Annotated in this window: 16 protein-coding genes; 6 read left to right on the forward strand and 10 right to left on the reverse strand. The window is 68.9% G+C overall.

Annotation, left to right across the window (positions count from 1 at the left end):
- Window positions 1–6: 6 nt before the first annotated feature.
- A complete protein-coding gene (locus ACE11G_RS06660) occupies window positions 7–825 on the reverse strand; it encodes a TetR family transcriptional regulator (RefSeq protein WP_062366646.1) in 819 nt (272 codons plus the stop codon).
- A 126-nt stretch (window positions 826–951) separates the two neighbouring features.
- Here ACE11G_RS06660 and ACE11G_RS06665 point away from each other — a divergent pair, with 126 nt between their 5' ends.
- On the forward strand, window positions 952–2,514 hold the full coding sequence (locus ACE11G_RS06665) for an AMP-binding protein (RefSeq protein ID WP_062366648.1): 1,563 nt from the start codon (window positions 952–954) through the stop codon (window positions 2,512–2,514).
- Between the two features lie 16 nt (window positions 2,515–2,530).
- On the opposite strand, the gene ACE11G_RS06670 is transcribed toward ACE11G_RS06665, so the two are convergent.
- The 4 genes from ACE11G_RS06670 to ACE11G_RS06685 form a co-directional block, all read right to left on the reverse strand.
- Window positions 2,531–3,097, reverse strand: coding sequence for an FKBP-type peptidyl-prolyl cis-trans isomerase (locus tag ACE11G_RS06670; protein WP_062366650.1), 567 nt, complete (start codon window positions 3,095–3,097; stop codon window positions 2,531–2,533).
- Between the two features lie 11 nt (window positions 3,098–3,108).
- Complete coding sequence (locus tag ACE11G_RS06675; protein ID WP_039866935.1) at window positions 3,109–3,723, reverse strand: FKBP-type peptidyl-prolyl cis-trans isomerase; 615 nt, start codon at window positions 3,721–3,723, stop codon at window positions 3,109–3,111.
- A 149-nt stretch (window positions 3,724–3,872) separates the two neighbouring features.
- Complete coding sequence (locus tag ACE11G_RS06680; protein ID WP_006895252.1) at window positions 3,873–4,883, reverse strand: alpha/beta hydrolase family protein; 1,011 nt, start codon at window positions 4,881–4,883, stop codon at window positions 3,873–3,875.
- A gap of 264 nt (window positions 4,884–5,147) precedes the next feature.
- Window positions 5,148–5,636 (reverse strand): SRPBCC family protein, encoded by a 489-nt coding sequence (locus tag ACE11G_RS06685; RefSeq protein WP_006895253.1) that lies wholly within the window; start codon window positions 5,634–5,636, stop codon window positions 5,148–5,150.
- Window positions 5,637–5,732: 96 nt separating this feature from the next.
- On the opposite strand from ACE11G_RS06685, the gene ACE11G_RS06690 reads away from it, so the two are divergent.
- Window positions 5,733–6,320, forward strand: a complete 588-nt coding sequence (locus ACE11G_RS06690) for a TetR/AcrR family transcriptional regulator (RefSeq protein ID WP_039866984.1) — start codon at window positions 5,733–5,735, stop codon at window positions 6,318–6,320.
- A gap of 255 nt (window positions 6,321–6,575) precedes the next feature.
- On the opposite strand, the gene glnA is transcribed toward ACE11G_RS06690, so the two are convergent.
- Window positions 6,576–8,009: a type I glutamate--ammonia ligase gene (gene glnA / locus ACE11G_RS06695; RefSeq protein ID WP_278124078.1), complete on the reverse strand. Its 1,434-nt coding sequence runs from the start codon at window positions 8,007–8,009 to the stop codon at window positions 6,576–6,578.
- Window positions 8,010–8,286: 277 nt separating this feature from the next.
- Here glnA and ACE11G_RS06700 point away from each other — a divergent pair, with 277 nt between their 5' ends.
- Window positions 8,287–8,820: an RDD family protein gene (locus ACE11G_RS06700; protein ID WP_006895256.1), complete on the forward strand. Its 534-nt coding sequence runs from the start codon at window positions 8,287–8,289 to the stop codon at window positions 8,818–8,820.
- Window positions 8,821–8,826: 6 nt separating this feature from the next.
- On the opposite strand, the gene ACE11G_RS06705 is transcribed toward ACE11G_RS06700, so the two are convergent.
- On the reverse strand, window positions 8,827–9,444 hold the full coding sequence (locus ACE11G_RS06705; RefSeq protein ID WP_006895258.1) for a TetR/AcrR family transcriptional regulator: 618 nt from the start codon (window positions 9,442–9,444) through the stop codon (window positions 8,827–8,829).
- 119 nt (window positions 9,445–9,563) lie between these two features.
- Between ACE11G_RS06705 and ACE11G_RS06710 the strand changes: the two genes are divergently transcribed.
- From ACE11G_RS06710 to ACE11G_RS06720, 3 genes are read left to right on the forward strand one after another with little or no spacing between them, the layout of a single operon-like run.
- Entirely contained in the window at window positions 9,564–10,523 is a 960-nt protein-coding gene (locus tag ACE11G_RS06710) for an SDR family oxidoreductase (protein WP_081598073.1), read from the forward strand.
- The gene (locus ACE11G_RS06715) at window positions 10,520–11,452 is read left to right on the forward strand and encodes a patatin-like phospholipase family protein (RefSeq protein WP_006895260.1); all 933 of its coding nucleotides are present in this window, start codon (window positions 10,520–10,522) and stop codon (window positions 11,450–11,452) included. Before ACE11G_RS06710 ends, ACE11G_RS06715 begins: the two co-directional genes overlap by 4 nt.
- Window positions 11,449–12,945 (forward strand): flavin-containing monooxygenase, encoded by a 1,497-nt coding sequence (locus ACE11G_RS06720; protein WP_375003964.1) that lies wholly within the window; start codon window positions 11,449–11,451, stop codon window positions 12,943–12,945. Before ACE11G_RS06715 ends, ACE11G_RS06720 begins: the two co-directional genes overlap by 4 nt.
- On the opposite strand, the gene ACE11G_RS06725 is transcribed toward ACE11G_RS06720, so the two are convergent.
- Genes ACE11G_RS06725 through ACE11G_RS06735 form a run of 3 tightly spaced genes read right to left on the reverse strand, consistent with a single transcriptional unit; the run spans window position 12,931 to window position 15,109 of the window.
- On the reverse strand, window positions 12,931–13,434 hold the full coding sequence (locus tag ACE11G_RS06725) for a nuclear transport factor 2 family protein (protein ID WP_039866938.1): 504 nt from the start codon (window positions 13,432–13,434) through the stop codon (window positions 12,931–12,933). The two genes, ACE11G_RS06720 and ACE11G_RS06725, sit on opposite strands and share 15 nt — an antisense overlap.
- Entirely contained in the window at window positions 13,431–14,318 is an 888-nt protein-coding gene (locus tag ACE11G_RS06730) for an LLM class F420-dependent oxidoreductase (protein ID WP_006895263.1), read from the reverse strand. Before ACE11G_RS06730 ends, ACE11G_RS06725 begins: the two co-directional genes overlap by 4 nt.
- Window positions 14,318–15,109, reverse strand: a complete 792-nt coding sequence (locus tag ACE11G_RS06735) for an SDR family oxidoreductase (protein WP_006895265.1) — start codon at window positions 15,107–15,109, stop codon at window positions 14,318–14,320. The genes ACE11G_RS06730 and ACE11G_RS06735 overlap by 1 nt, the downstream gene beginning before the upstream one ends.
- Window positions 15,110–15,179: the final 70 nt, after the last annotated feature.

Below are 15,179 nucleotides of genomic sequence, written 5' to 3' on the forward strand. Positions count from 1 at the left end.
ACCGGCTCAGCCCGGCCGGGACCCGACGCCGTCTAGTCCCGCGAGACGGAGACCGAAACGGCGGTAGCGGACCGCGATGTCGGCGGGATCGTCGATGCGCTCCAGCCGGCAGACGCCGGTGCAGAGGTCGAGGACGGCGCGCGCGGTCGCCGTGGAGTCCTCGTCGTCGCCGTCGGGCAACTGCGCGCGGACCACCTCGAGCAGCCGCCCCGACACCGCCTCTATTCGCGGCCGGTCCGCGGGGTCGAGGTTGGCACGGTCGGTCACGACGATCCGCATCACGTCGCGCCGAACCGCGGCGAACAGCGCGACCGCCTCGCAGACGTTGCCGAGTGCGAGCACCCGGTCGTCGACGTCCGCGGCGGCCTCGACGTGTGCCGCGAGCTCGGTGTACGCGAGGTCGAAGACGGCGGTGAGCAACGACTGCTTGCTCGGATAGTGGTGATACACGCCGGCTGCGCTGAGTCCGGCCGCGGCCGCGACGGTCCTCATGGTCGCGCCGTGATATCCGGTCTCCACGAAGCAACCGATGGCCGCGGCGAGGGCGGGGTCGATCTCGCGGTCGGGATAGTCGCGCCAGTCGAACTCCTTGGCCGCGTCGGCCGGCTGTGGTGACTGGAGCTCGGTGAGCGCGGTGATCGTCGTGTCGAGTTCGGCGGCGATGGCCGCGAGCCGTTCCGGTGAGGCCGCGGTCTTGCCGGTCTCGATCCCGCTCATCGTCCCGACGCTGACTCCCACGCGACGGGCGAGCTCTCGCATCGAGATCCCGGCGAGCTCGCGAGCCGGCCGGATCATCAGCTGCGCGCGGGCGCATGGATCGGGCATGGGGTCAACGGTAATAGGCCGCAACGGTTCCGGGGCGCGACCGGGCCGCGAAAGCGACCTTGTCCCGGTTGCCGCCGCTTACAATCGCGGGTGCGGGCAACCAGCGACGAATGAGGGCGCGAACTGATGATCGACGACGGATCCGACCTGCCGAGGCCGACATCCGGGCTCACGATGTTCCACGAGGCGGTCGCCGCCGGCTCCGGCCGTCCGCTGATCCGCTACTTCGACGGCGTGCTCACGATGCGCGACGTCGACAGGCATTCGGATGCGCTCGCGCACCACTTGATCGGACAGGGATTCTCCTCGGGCGACCGGCTGGCGATCCTCACGCAGAACAGCCCCGCATTCGTCATCGCCCTCGTCGCCGCGTGGAAGGCCGGCGGGATCGCGGTACCGCTCAACCCGATGAACACCCGGCGGGAGACGGCGTTCGCGTTGGTCGACACCGGTGCGCGGGCGCTCGTGTGTCTCGACGAGTTGTACGCCGCGGGTGCGCAAGCGGTGATCGCCGACGGCGACACCGATGTGCGGACGGTGGTGCTGACCTCGATCGGCGACTGGGCGGCGAAGACCGACCCGGCGCCGGGATCGCTGCCCGCGCTGCCGTGGTCCGGCCCGGTACGCGGCGCCGATCCGGGCCGCGACGACCCCGCTCTGCTGCTGTACACGTCGGGCACCACCGGAGTGCCGAAGGCCGCCGTGGTGACCCACGGCAACCTCACCGCGGGCGCAGAGCTGTTCCGCCGGTGGACGACGATCGGCTCCGATGACGAGATCCTCGGGATCACTCCGCTGTTCCACGTCACCGGAATCGTCGGCCACGTGGCGCTCGCGCTGCGTGTGGGGGCGCCGCTGATCCTCGCGCACCGGTTCGATCCGCCGGTGCTGGTGCGCGCGCTGCGCGAGCATCGGCCGGCATTCGTGATCGGCGTCATCAGTGCGATCGTCGCGCTCGCCGAGGAAGCCGACGGTCCCGACGACTTCCGGTCCGTGAAATGGCTCGCGACCGGCGGTGCGCCGGTGTCGGCGGACACCGCCGCACGGGTGGCCGAACGCACGGGCACCGAGCTCAGCATCGTCTACGGGCTCACCGAGACCACCTCGCCCGCGATAGCGACGCCCGTGGGGCGGCTCGGGCCGATCGACCGCGAGTCCGGCGCACTGTCGATCGGGATGCCGGTCGCGGCCACGCGCTGCCGAATCCTCGATGACTCCGGCGAGCCGGTCGCCCCAGGTGTCATCGGCGAGGTGGAGATCGCCGGACCGCAGGTGAGCCCCGGGTACTGGCAGGACGGTTCGATCGTCGGCGGCCCGGGCGACGGCGCGCTGCGGACCGGCGACATCGGCTTCCGCGATACGGACGGGTGGGTGTTCCTGATCGACCGGCGTAAGGACATGATCACCACCGCCGGCTACAAGGTCTGGCCGCGCGAGGTGGAGGAGGTGCTCTACCGCCATCCGGCGATCGCCGAGGCCGCCGTCGTCGGAGTGCCCGACGACACACGAGGCGAAGTGGTCAGCGCCTTCATCGCCTTCGAATCCGGGGCCACCGCCACCGTCACCGACATCGAGGAGTTCGCGGCGGCTCAGCTCGCGGCGTACAAACGTCCCCGCAGCATCACCGTGCTCCCTGCCCTGCCGAAGACGGCCACCGGCAAGGTGCTGCGCAGACGCCTGCGCGGATGAGCCGACCGAGGCCGGTTCAGCCCTGTGCCTCCAGGATCTTGAGCCCGAAGACGATGGTGTCGCCCTTGTTGATGGAAGCGCCCGGATTGCCGTCGGGATAGCCGTCGGCGGAGGGGATCACCACGACGACGGTGGAGCCGACCTTCTGGCCGACGAGGGCCTGACGGAAGCCGGGAACCACGCCGGAGGCCGGGAACTGGGCCGGCTCGCCTCGCTGGTAAGCGCTGTCGAAGACCTGACCCGTGGTGCCGTTGACCCCCTCGTAGCAGACGGAGACGGTGGTCGCGTCGGTCACCTCGGAGCCATTTCCCGCGATGAGCGTCTTCACCTGAGTCTTGTCGACCTTGAACGGTGTGGTCAGGGTGATCGCCGGCGCAGCGTTCTTCGCGTCGTCGGTGACGGTGAAAGCGGCCTTACCCTGCACGCCGTCGACGGTCCACGAGGGCGCTCCGGAGACGTTCTGCGGCGTCGGCGCGCAGCTCGTGGTGTCGGCGGCCGAGCTGTCGCCGTCGTCGGACGAGCACGCGGTCAGGGCGAGCGCGGAGGCGGCGAGGGGAAGGAGGACCAGTGCCTTGAGCTTCATGGTCGATCAGCCTATCCGTCGGTCGCCGAGGCCGGTTCCGCAGCCATGATCTTGAGGACGAACACGATGCTGTCTCCGGGCTTGATGGTTCCGTCGGGACTGCCGTCGGGGTATCCGTCGGCGGAGGTCATCACCACTGCCACCGAGGCGCCGACGCGCTGTCCGACGAGCGCTTTGCGGAAACCCGGAACCACGCCGTCGGCGTGCAGGCGGGTGGGCGTGCCCTTCTGGTAGGAGCTGTCGAAGGTCTGGCCGTCGCGGCCGTCGACGCCCTCGTAGCAGACGTTGACGATGGAGGCGTCCGTGATCTCGTCGCCGGTTCCCGGTGCCAGTGTCTTGACCTGGGTCTCATCGACGCTGAACGGCGGGGTGATCTTGATGAGCGGCCCGGCGGTATCGGTGGAGGCGGCGATCTCCGCGCTGCCCGTCGCACCCATCACCTGCCACTGCGGTCTGGTGTCGGCCGGCGGATCGGCCTCCGGGCACATCCCGCCGTCCATCGTCGGACTGGGCGTGGTCACGTCGAGGCTGGTCTGCGCGCTGCCCGCGGTGTCGTCGGAGGAGCATCCGGCCACGGCCAGCAGGGCCGCCGCCGCGGGGACCAGGAGGAGAGACTTGCGCTTCATGGGCGACGACACTAGCAGCCCGGACTGATAGGTTCCTGGGCCCGGACGTGGCACGAAAACGTCGGTGGCACACCTCACGCAGAGCGGCGGCTCGGAGTCCCCCGACAGGACTCCGAGCCGCCGCTCGCACGTGTGGTGCCCGGTTCCGGTCAGGCTCCGATGGCCTTGGCGATCATCGGCCAGGACGAGTGCAGTTCGCGCTCCCAGTAGCCCCACGAGTGGGTGCCCTGCGGATGCAGTTCCACGCGGGCGGGGATCTTCAGCTGCGCCAGGCGTTGCGCCATCTGTTGGGTGCAGACGTTGGTGGCGGCTTCGATGGCGCCGCCGAGAACCACCCGGTCGGCCAGCGAGACGCCCTGCGCCGCGGTGCTTCCGGGCTCGATCGACTCGTCCTGCCCGGGGAGCCCGGAGTTGGAGGAGAGATAGATCTGGGTGCCGCGGAGCTTCTCGGCGTTGAGGTACGGATCGTTCTTGCGCCAGCCGGGGCCGTCGTACGGTCCCCACATATTGCGGGTGTCGGCCTTGCCTCGGCTCTCCACCACCGTGCGGATGTACTGCTGGCCGACCTTGTCGCTGGTGCGAGCGCAGCCGCTGTACGAGGCAGTGATCTTGTACAGCGCCGGCGCGGCGATGGCGAGGTTCAGTACCGATGTGCCCGCCATCGAGATGCCCGCGATGCCGTTCTTTCCGCTGGTCTTGAACCTCTTGTCGAGCAGGGGAGGAAGCTCCTTCGTCAGGAAGGTCTGCCACTTCTGCTTGCCGAGGACCTCGTCGTCGCGCTCCCAGTCGGTGTAGTAGGAGAACATGCCCTTGAGCGGGGTCACCACGTTGACGTGCTTGGTGCGGAAGAACTCGACGTAGTTGGTGCGCAGGGCCCAGCTCGCGGAGTCCTCGCCGCCGCCGGCGCCGTTGAGCAGGTACAGCACCGGAGCCGGCTTGCGGGTGTCGGCGGGCCGCAGGACGTCGAGCGGGATGTCGCGCTGCATCGACTGCGAGTAGACGGTGACCACTTTGTGCTGCGGGGTGGCACCGTCGGCCACCGACACGATGTGGGAGGGAGCCGTGGCGGACGCGGACGCGGCCATGACCGTCGTACCGGTCGCAGCGGCCGTCAGGGTGAGCAGGCCGGCGAACAGACCTGCCAGGGAACGGATCTTCATACGAGTTCTTTTCACTTCCGTGAGCGACGCGAGCCGCTGCGGTGTCGGGGGGCCGGGAGGGCGCCGGAAGGAGACGCCGATCGGGACCGGCGGACTCGCAGTAAGTTGTAGCACCGCGGACGGCGGTGGTTGCGCGCAGAGCGCGCCGGAAGGCACAGAAACAGCGCTGGTGTCGCGGGACCGGTCACGACCCGTTCAGTCGGGCACACGCGCGAACAATCGGACGCGACAAGGCTGGGGAACCGACTTGCCGGTGGCCTCGGATCAGGTGGTGCGGTCGGACTGTTCGGCGGCGGCCTTGATCGCCTCGAGCGTCTGACGCATTCCGGCGCGCAAGACCTGAGTGAAGGCTTGCTGTCCGCCGAGGTACTTCTCGGTGAGTTCCCGTGAGTAGTCGGAGATGCCGGCCGGTGTCTCGCGCCGCTGGCTCAGGCGCGTCTGGCCCTTGGGCAGGGGAGTGGTCTGGAACGACCAGACGACCCAGTTCTCCTCGATCCGGAAGGCGATCTCCTGCTCAGGCTCGAACCGCACGATCGTGCTGTGGGTTGTCCACTTGAGGTCGCCTTCATGGTTGAGATGTGTGAACTCGGCACCGAGCTCGATCCGGTCGAAGCCTTCGCGCAGCCGCACGGAGTCGACCTGGGGACTCCACTGCGGCATGCGGCGCAGGTCGCTGATCAGTTCCCAGACCTGTTCCGGGGTGGCGTCGATGTCGATGGTGTCGTGCAGGAGCTCTGCGGAGGGGACGGGCACGGAGGGTCTCCAAACTATACGTTCGATCGGACGTGTTGTTGTGGAGCGTAGGTAGCGCCGATGGTTCGCGTCAAGTCGGTCGCATATTCTCGGACCATGACGTCGGACTCGAAGGTCGACGGGCGCCGTGCGCGTGGAGATCTCACGCGTCGCACCGTCGCGCGGAAGGCGGCGGAGATCGCCACCACCCATGGGCTCGACTCGATCAGCGTCGGGTCGCTCGCGGCGGCGACCGGGTTGAGTAAGAGCGGGATCCTGACGGTGTTCGGCACCAGGGAGGCGATCCAGGTGGCTGCTGTCGCCGAGGCGCGCGCGATCTATCTGGAGGCGGTTGTGGCTCCGGCATGGGGACATGAGCCGGGCAGGCCGCGGTTGCGGGCATTGTTGGACTGCTGGGTCGCCTACCTGCGGGCAGCGGTCTTCCCCGGCGGCTGCTTCATCGTCGCGAGTACGGCCGAGTACGGGCGCCGTGAGGGTGACGTAGCGGACGCGGTGCGTGCGTTGAAGCGTGAGTGGCTCGATCTGCTGGAGTCCGAGTTGCGAGAGGCGGGGGTCGCTGACCCGGCCGGGGACGCGTTCCGCATCGACGCCTACCTGTGTGCGGCGAACGTCCACCGCGAACTCTTCGGGAGCGAGGAGCAACTCGACCGAGCGCGAGACCTGGCGCTCGATCTCATCGGGTAGGCCGGCGCGGGCACCTACGCACGTCTGTCTCGGCACTGTTCATGCGCGGCGACATCGAGCCCGGTCGACGGTTCGTCGAGCAGAGGGAACGGGGCTCGTCACGGATGGACGTGAGCCCGAGCGGGTGGATCGGCTCTGTCATCGCCGGACTCAGACGAGTCGACCCGCTCGGCGATCGGGAAGGTGATCGCGGAGCGGGTCGAGGGGACTGCGGGCTCTACTGCGTACCGAAAAGGCGTAGCAGCAGGTCGGACGTCAGCAGTCGTAGTACAGGTTGAACTCGTACGGGTGCGGGCGGATCTGGATCGGCTCGATCTCGTTCTCGCGCTTGAGTGCGATCCAGGTCTCGATGAGGTCCTCGGTGAAGACGCCGCCGCTGGTCAGGTAGTCGTGGTCCTGCTCGAGGCGATCGATCACGGCAGACAGCGAGGTCGGTGCCTGCGGGATGCCCTTGGCCTCCTCCGGCGGGAGCTCGTAGAGGTCCTTGTCGACCGGCTCGTGCGGCTCGATGCGGTTCTTGATGCCGTCCAGGCCGGCCATCATCATCGCCGCGAATGCCAGGTACGGGTTGCCCGAGCTGTCGGGGCAGCGGAACTCGATGCGCTTGGCCTTCGGGTTGTTGCCCGTGATCGGGATGCGCACACAGGCGCTGCGGTTGCGCTGGCTGTAGACGAGGTTGATCGGAGCCTCGTAGCCCGGAACCAGGCGCTTGTAGGAGTTGATGGTCGGGTTGGTGAAGGCCAGCAGCGACGGAGCGTGGTGCAGGATGCCGCCGATGTAGTAGCGCGCGATGTCCGACAGTCCGGCGTAGCCCGACTCGTCGTGGAACAGCGGCTTGCCGTCCTTCCAGAGCGACTGGTGAGCGTGCATGCCCGAACCGTTGTCGCCGAAGAGCGGCTTCGGCATGAAGGTGACCGACTTGTTGTTCTGCCACGCGGTGTTCTTGATGATGTACTTGAACAGCTGAACGTCGTCCGCGGCGTGCAGCAGCGTGTTGAAGCGGTAGTTGATCTCCGCCTGGCCGCCGGTGCCGACCTCGTGGTGGCCGCGCTCGAGGGTGAAGCCCGAGTTGGTCAGGTTGGTCGACATCTCGTCGCGCAGGTCGACGTAGTGGTCGTACGGGGCGACGGGGAAGTAGCCGCCCTTCTGGCGGACCTTGTAGCCCTTGTTCGGGGTGCCGTCGGGGTTGGTCGGCGACGCGGCGTTCCACCAACCCGACTCCGACTCCACCTCGTAGTGGGTCGAGTTCATCTCGGAGCTGAACGAGACTGAGTCGAAGATGTAGAACTCGGCCTCCGCGCCGAAGAAGCAGGCGTCGGCGATGCCGGTGGAGGCGAGGTACTCCTCGGCCTTGCGCGCGACGTTGCGGGGATCGCGGCTGTAGGCCTCGCGGGTGAACGGGTCGTGAACGAAGAAGCTGATGTTCATCGTCTTCGCCTTGCGGAACGGGTCGATCCGCGCGGTGGCCGGGTCGGGGAGGAGCATCATGTCCGACTCGTCGATCGACTGGAAGCCGCGAACCGACGAACCGTCGAATGCCAGGCCCTCTTCGAAGACGTCCTCGGTGAATGCTGCTGCGGGGATGGAGAAGTGCTGCATCGTTCCCGGCAGGTCACAGAAGCGGATGTCGACGTACTCGACACCTTCGGCCTTGATCCCCTCGAGCAGTTCCTCGTTCGTGTTGTACACGGTTCGCCTGACTCCTTCTTGGTGAAGATCCGGTCAGAAACTCTCTGACACAGAACCCGTGCCACCCTCGCGAGGGCAGCACGAATCTCGGCAACCAGAGTACGGAGATGACGTTGCTCGTGCGCTAAACCAATGTTTCCCCCGTGTTACACCGATGGCCGGCGCGTTACGAAAGATCGCGTCGCGCGCACGGCGGTGTGGTCGGAGTCACGTTATTGGGGTGCACGGGGAAGCTGACTACCATGGCATTCATGACCGTTTCCCGAGGGGCCCAGTAGTGGCGCGCGCGACGAGTACGTGGCTGTCGGGGCCGCAGTTCCCAGGTGCCACGGAGAACGAGTACCGCGGGCAGGATCTCGGGTTGCCGCAGGACGGACCGGGCGCTCTCGCCGGCGGGTGGCTGCGCGTGGTGGGGTTGCTGTTCGACTGGCTGATCGCCGGCGGCCTCGCGATCGTGATCGTCGGCGTGCGGCCGGCTCAGGAGATGGCGTCGAGCCTGGAGATGACCATGCGTGCGGCGGCGACGCCGCAGTTGATCATCTGGTTCGTGATCGGTGTGCTGGCGGTGGCCTTCTTCGGCTTCACCCCGGGGCAGTTCATCGCGGGCACGCGGGTGGTCCGGGTGGATCTGGGCAGTGATCGCGGCGCCGCGGAGGCTCGCGGGGAGACGCCGAGGGCCGCGGTCGGGCCGATTCGGGCCCTCGGCCGCCAAGCGATTCTGATCTTCGTGGTGCCGGCACTCATCAACGACTACAACGGTCGCGCGATGCACGACCGCGCGACCGGAACGGCCATCGTCCGCACGCGCTGAGTCGACTCACCGGCCGAACGCCGACCGGATCAACGCGATGCCGGGTTCGACGGACACGGCCGGGTCGATGGCTCGTTGGATCCCGAGCCCGATCCCGGTGCTGAGAATCAGGTCGGCGATCTCGTCCCGCGTGGGCACCGGATTCGAGGTGTCCGCCGCCGCCTGGTCGATGAGCGGCGAGAAGTCTCCGAGAACGGTTTCGAGAAGCCCGGCCAGGGCGTCGCGCGCATCCTCACGCAGGGAGACGATCATCGCCTTCTGTTCCGGATGATGCCGTGAGAGCACCGCGAACTCCATTTCGAGCATCGTCCACTCCACGTCGCCGATGGTGCGGCGCACCCACGCTGCGAAAGCGTCGAGCATCCCGTGCAGGTCGGTGCTCTGTTCGACGATGCCGCGCAGCTCGTTCAGCTTCTCCCCGTGGATGTCCTCGAGCACGGCCCGGCAGAGCGTCGGCTTGTCCTTGAAGTTGGAGTACACCGCGCCCTTCGAGAAGCCCGCCGCCTCGGCGATCGCATCGAGGCTGGTCGCCGCGTAGCCGGCGTCGAGGAACTGGGTGCGTGCGGTGGCGAGAAGAGCCGCTCGGTTCCGCTCCTTCTGGTCGGCGCGGCTGATCCTGGCCATATCGGACCTCCTCATTTCAGATACCGAAGGTATTGACATACCGATGGTATCTGAACGATCATCGGTGCCATCATCCAATGGCAAGATCCGAGAGAAGGTGGGCCGTGAGGCTGTCCGAGATGCTGAGCGAGTTGGTTCCGGGGTCGTACGCGCGGTCGAATCCGCGGATCGAGCCGCCCGGCGCCGTCGTCGTAGTCACCGGTGGGGCGCGGGGGATCGGCGCCGAGATCGCCCGACAGTTCGCGGAGGCGGAGGCGACGGTCTGGATCGGGGACGTGGACGCCGACGTCGCCGCTGACACGGCTGGCGTCATCGACGGTGCGCGGTCGGCGGTGCTGGACGTGACCGACGCCGTCTCCTGGCGTGAGTTCGTCTCGAAGGTCCTCGACGAGTGCGGGCGCATCGACATCCTGGTCAACAACGCGGGTGTGATGCCGGTGGGCGCGTTCCTCGAGGAGTCGGAGGCCACCGCCGATCTGATCCTCGACGTCAACGTCCGGGGCATGCTGAACGGGATGCGCGCCGTCCTGCCTTCGATGCTCGGCGAGGGGAGAGGCCACATCGTCAACATTGCGTCGATGGCCGGAATGCTGCCACTGCCGGGAATGGTCTCGTACAACGCCAGCAAGTTCGCCGCCTACGGCGCCTCGCTGGCCGCCCGCCGCGAATACGACGGCACGGGCGTCACCGTGTCCGCGATTCTGCCCGCAGCGGTCCGCACCGAGCTGGCTTCCGGAGCGGACCTCGGAGGCGTGCTTCCCACCGTCGACCCGCAGGATGTCGCCCGTGCCGTGGTCCGCACGGTTCGCACGCGAGCGGCCCGCACGTCGGTCCCCGGATGGGTGCTGCCCGGATGGTCGATCGCCGACCTGTTCGTCCCGGAGTCGGTGGAACGCGTCGCGCGCACTCTGGCCGGACACGGTCAGGCGCTGGCCCTGGACGCCGCGGAGCGATCGGCGTACCTCGCACGGATCGCGAGGCAGGCGAGCGATCACGCGGCGGGCGGCCACTCCGGCGGCACGGTGGTCGACGGCGCGGTAGTGGACTCTGCGGGCACGAGCGAGGTGCGGGCGCGATGACGAAGACGGCCCTCGTGATCGGATGCGGCGGGACCATCGGCGGAGCGTGGGCGATCGCCGCCCTCGACGAGCTGACTCGGCAGACCGGTTGGGACCCGGCGGAGGCGACGGTGCTGCAGGGCACCTCCGCCGGTGCGGAGATGGTGACGATGCTCGCCGGCGGATTCACTGCCGCCGACCTCGCAGACATGCAGGCCGGTCGGGCCACCAGCCCGATTCTCCGGGCGCACTCGGCTGCCACGCCCCCGAGCCTGCCTCCGCTGCCGCGTCCGGCGCGACCTCGACCCTCTACGCTGTGGACCAGGCGCGGCGGTCACGCCGCGCTGACCGGCATCGCTCCCCGCGGGCGCGGTGATGCCTCCTGGCTTCAGCGACTCGCGGACGCGGTGACCGCGGACTACGGCCGACTGCCGCATCCCGGCGCGCGCATGGTCGCGTACCGCGTGGACGACGGCGCGCGCGTCGCGTTCGGTGCTCCGGGTGCACCGAAGGCCGGCGCAGGCGAGGCGCTGCGCGCCTCGTGGGCGATTCCCGGATGGATGCCCCCGGTGGCGATCGAGGGCCGCGAGTACGTCGACGGCGGGGCCGCGTCCACCGCCTCGGTGGATCTGGTCGCGCGAGACGAAGCGGATCTGATCTACCTGATCACCCCGATGGCGTCGGCGCCGTCCGTGCGGGCCCCCGGAATCGGCGGACTCGCCGAACGAGCTCTTCTCCGGCGGCCGATGTCGGCCGTGCTCGACGCCGAGATCGCAACCGTCCGTCGACGCGGGACCGAGGTGGTCCACATCGCCCCCGGTGCGGCAGACATGGCCGGTCTCGGATGGAACTTCATGAACCGGGATCACCGGGAGCGCGCATTCGACGCCGCGCGATCGACCGTGGCCGAGGCCGTCGCCCGGGCTCTTGAGACTCGGGCCGCGCTGTGACGGCCCGCCGATCGCCGCGGATCGTCGTCATCGGTGCGGGGATAGCCGGCATCACCACGGCACATGTCCTGCAGGAGGCCGGGTTCACCGACTTCACCGTCTACGAGAAGGGCGACGACGTCGGCGGGGTATGGCATTGGAACCACTACCCGGGTCTCACGTGCGACGTGCCCTCGCAGCTCTACCAGTTCGGATTCGCACCCAAACCCGATTGGCCCAAGATCTGGGCCAGTGGTCCGGAGATCCAGCGGTATCACCGGGACGTCGTCGAACGCCTGGGCTTGAGCGACCGGATCCGGCTGAACGCCGAGGTCGTCAGCAGCGTCTTCGACGACGCCACCGGTCGGTGGACGGTCACTCTCGCTGACGGGGAGACGGTGGACGCTGACTTCGTCGTCTGCGCCACCGGGGTGCTGCACAACCCGTCGATCCCCGACATCCCCGGGCTCCACAGCTTCGCGGGACCGGTGGTGCACACCGCGCGTTGGGACGACGACCTGCGCACCTCAGGACAGCGGATCGCGGTGATCGGCACCGGCTCCACCGGCGTGCAGGTGGTCTCCGCGCTACAGCCGGAAGCCCGGGAACTGCTCCACTTCACCCGGACCCCGCAGTGGATCCTCTGGGCGCCGATGTCGTTGCCGCAGTTGCCCTTCGCGGACACCGTCCTGGCCGCGTCGCCGCGCCTGCATCACGCGCTGTACCGAGGCCTGCTGTGGGGGTCGGGAATTCTGGCCGACATCGTCCGCAAAGACACGTGGCGCCGCCGAGCCGTTCAGGCCTACGCGCGGCTGTCGCTGCGCGCGCAAGTCCGCGACAGCGACTTGCGGGCCGACCTGACGCCCGACTACCAGCCGCTGTGCAAGCGGCAGGTGGTGTCGGGCACCTACTACCGTGCGATCACCGCCGGCAACGCCGACCTCGTGACCGAGTCCATCACCGAGGTCCGGCCGGAGGGGATCGTGACCGCCGACGGGCGGCTCCACGAGGTGGACGTGATCATTCTGGCGACCGGCTTCCGCGCGCACGACTACATGCGCCCGATGACGGTGGTCGGCCGCGGCGGACTCACGATCGACGAGGCGTGGCGGGACGGTCCGCGGGCGTACCGGATGACGGCGATCCCGGGCTTCCCCAACCTGTTCACCGTCCTTGGACCCAACTCACCGACCGGCTCGATCTCCCTGCAGTACACGGCCGAGAAGACCGCACGGTACCTGGCGCAGTGGTTCGACCTGTTCCGGAACGGAGAGGTGGACCGGATAGAGGTCACCGAGGAGGCGACGGCCGAGTTCAACGCCCAGGTGGCGGCGGCGTCGGAGACCACGGTGTGGAAGACAGGCGGATGCGATTCCTGGTACCTCACCGAGTCCGGTGCGGTGGACCTGTGGCCGTTCGACCGCGCGACGCTGTCGAGGATGCTCGCCCGGCCCGACCGGTCGCACTTCCGGCTCGGTGCGGATGAGCCGCTCGGCGACTCAGCTGCTCTCTGACGTCCGGTCGAGGCCGTGGGAGGCGAGCAGCGCGCGCACCTCGTCGGATCCGTCGACCTTGCGTGCGGTGCGCTGGGCCACCCGCCACCCGTCGGGGGTGCGGGTGAGCGCCCAGTGATTGACCGTCGCACGCAGCACGGTGAAGGTGTCCCTGGCGGGGTCGCGCAGGAGCAGCTGCGAGTAGCTGACGACGCTCGCACGGTCGCCGTCGATCCGGATCTGCGGCGCGCTCATCACGTGACTGCAGCCGCGGTGGATGAGCCCCTGGTGCGGATCGCCGGTCACCATGTCCGCGATCTCCTGCGCACCGGAGAGCCTGCCGGTGTCGACGTCGTACACGCCGTCCTCGGTGAAGAGAGCGAGCACGTCGTCGACCGACCCGGTGTCGATCGCGGGACCGTAGCGGTAGACGAGATCGGTGATCGCGAGCCTGTCCTCCACGAGGCGCAGCCGGGTCTCGAGAGCCTCGAGCCGCTCGTCGACATTCATCGGGGGCCCTCCGCCGCGGGGCTGAACACGGCGCCCTGCGCACGGGCGAGGGAGTGGAGTGCGTCGAGCTGGTCGGTGTAGTGATCCAGACCGGTGGCGGCGATGGATGCTGTCACGATCGTCGCGCCGGCCGCCTGCAGCGAGTCGAGACGGCTCCGGACTCCGTCCGGATCGCCGAGCGGGTCCACCGGACCGCTGGGCAGCACCACGTCGAATCCCTCCGGGGTCTCGACGCGCGACAGCATGGTGGCGACCTCGTCGGGCGACAGGGCGAACGGGCTGAACCCGTCGCCGAGTTCCACGGCGCGGCGCAGGGCGCGACCGCTCCGGCCGCCGACCCACACGGGCACCCGGTCCTGCACAGCGTGCGGCTCCACCGTCACGCCGCCGTAGGAGTAGTACGGGCCGGTGTGCGACGGTGTGCCGGTCGGGAACGCCGACCGGATCGCGGCCAGCGCGTCGTCGGCGCGGGCGCCGCGGCCGTCGAACTCGGCGCCCAGCAGCTCGAACTCCTCCTGCAGACTCCCGACGCCGACGCCGAGGACGAGCCGTCCGCCGGAGACCTGGTCGAGGGTGCCGTAGCGCTTGGCGACTTCGAGCGGATGGTGATAGCCGAGAACCAGCACGCTGGTCGCGAAGCGGATCTGGCGGGTGATGGCCGCGAGGTACCCGAAGGTCGCGAGCGGATCCCAGTACACGCCGCCCCGGACCGCGGCCACCTCGTCCGGCACCGCGACGTGTTCGCTGCAGGTGAGGTGGTGGAAGCCGAGGGCGTCGGCCACACGGGCGGCCGTCGCGATCTCAGCGATGCCCGCACCCTTCTCCCAGTCCTGAGTGGTCGGCGGGTAGGCGGTGACGACGGGCAGACCGAGTCCGATGCGCATCACCGCTGACCGACCACCTTCGCGATCACGTCGGCGGACGCCTGAACGATCGCGGCGCGATCGGGCCCCGACTGCCGCTGAACCGACCTCACATTGTTTTCGGTGATCCAGACCGGGCCGTCGGCCAGATGGGCCAGACCCTCGGCGGCGACATCGTCGGGCTCGGACACCGGGATGCCGGGGTTGTCGAAGTTCAGGCCGCGGCGCTCCATCGCGGGGGTCCGGGTGAGTCCGAGCACCAGGTGCACCACGTCCACGTTCTTCGGCTTGCACTCCACCCAGAGACCTTCGGTGAAGACCCGGAGGAAGGCCTTCGACGCGGCGTAGGCGCCTTCGCGCGGTGAGCCCGTGTAGCCGGCGACCGATCCGGTGGTGATGACTCCGCCCCGGCCGCGCTCCACCATCGCCCGCGTGTAGTGGTGCAGGAGCGGCAGCTGGCGCAGGACGTTGAGCGTGACCACCTCGTTGTGGCGCGCGAGGTCGCCGTCGACGAACGAGTGCCCGTACGTGTTGGCGCCGGCGTTCATCACCAGGAGCCCGATCTCGAGGTCGGCGGTCGCGTCGATCAGCCGTTCGGCGGCGTCCTCGTCGAGGATGTCCAGAGCGACCGTGCGCGAAGGTGCGCCGAGCGCCTGCACCTCGCCGGCCACCGCCTCCAGACGCTCGGCGTTGCGGGCGGCGAGCACGACTCCGAACCCGTCGGCGGCCAGGCGCCGGGCGAACGCGGAACCGACTCCCTCGGAGGCTCCGACGATCAATGCCCAGGGGCCGTAACGGTTCAGATCGGTCATGTCAAAGCTCCTCGTTCGAGTCGGAATCGCCCGACATTCGCACGAGCGCGATGCGGGCGGTGGGGCGGTG

It is taken from the genome of Gordonia sp. PS3 (assembly GCF_041950545.1).
GTDB classification, from domain to species: Bacteria; Actinomycetota; Actinomycetes; order Mycobacteriales; family Mycobacteriaceae; genus Gordonia; species Gordonia sihwensis.

Excerpts from the sequence above, each read along its gene's own strand:
- ACE11G_RS06710 (WP_081598073.1), top strand. The coding sequence starts at position 9,564 with ATGCTGAGCGAGTTGGTTCCGGGGTCGTACGCGCGGTCGAATCCGCGG.
- ACE11G_RS06715 (WP_006895260.1), top strand. The coding sequence starts at position 10,520 with ATGACGAAGACGGCCCTCGTGATCGGATGCGGCGGGACCATCGGCGGA.
- ACE11G_RS06690 (WP_039866984.1), top strand. The coding sequence starts at position 5,733 with ATGACGTCGGACTCGAAGGTCGACGGGCGCCGTGCGCGTGGAGATCTC.
- ACE11G_RS06660 (WP_062366646.1), bottom strand. The coding sequence starts at position 825 with ATGCCCGATCCATGCGCCCGCGCGCAGCTGATGATCCGGCCGGCTCGC.
- ACE11G_RS06675 (WP_039866935.1), bottom strand. The coding sequence starts at position 3,723 with ATGAAGCGCAAGTCTCTCCTCCTGGTCCCCGCGGCGGCGGCCCTGCTG.
- ACE11G_RS06670 (WP_062366650.1), bottom strand. The coding sequence starts at position 3,097 with ATGAAGCTCAAGGCACTGGTCCTCCTTCCCCTCGCCGCCTCCGCGCTC.
- ACE11G_RS06730 (WP_006895263.1), bottom strand. The coding sequence starts at position 14,318 with ATGCGCATCGGACTCGGTCTGCCCGTCGTCACCGCCTACCCGCCGACC.
- ACE11G_RS06725 (WP_039866938.1), bottom strand. The coding sequence starts at position 13,434 with ATGAATGTCGACGAGCGGCTCGAGGCTCTCGAGACCCGGCTGCGCCTC.
- ACE11G_RS06705 (WP_006895258.1), bottom strand. The coding sequence starts at position 9,444 with ATGGCCAGGATCAGCCGCGCCGACCAGAAGGAGCGGAACCGAGCGGCT.
- ACE11G_RS06735 (WP_006895265.1), bottom strand. The coding sequence starts at position 15,109 with ATGACCGATCTGAACCGTTACGGCCCCTGGGCATTGATCGTCGGAGCC.
- ACE11G_RS06665 (WP_062366648.1), top strand. The coding sequence starts at position 952 with ATGATCGACGACGGATCCGACCTGCCGAGGCCGACATCCGGGCTCACG.
- ACE11G_RS06680 (WP_006895252.1), bottom strand. The coding sequence starts at position 4,883 with ATGAAGATCCGTTCCCTGGCAGGTCTGTTCGCCGGCCTGCTCACCCTG.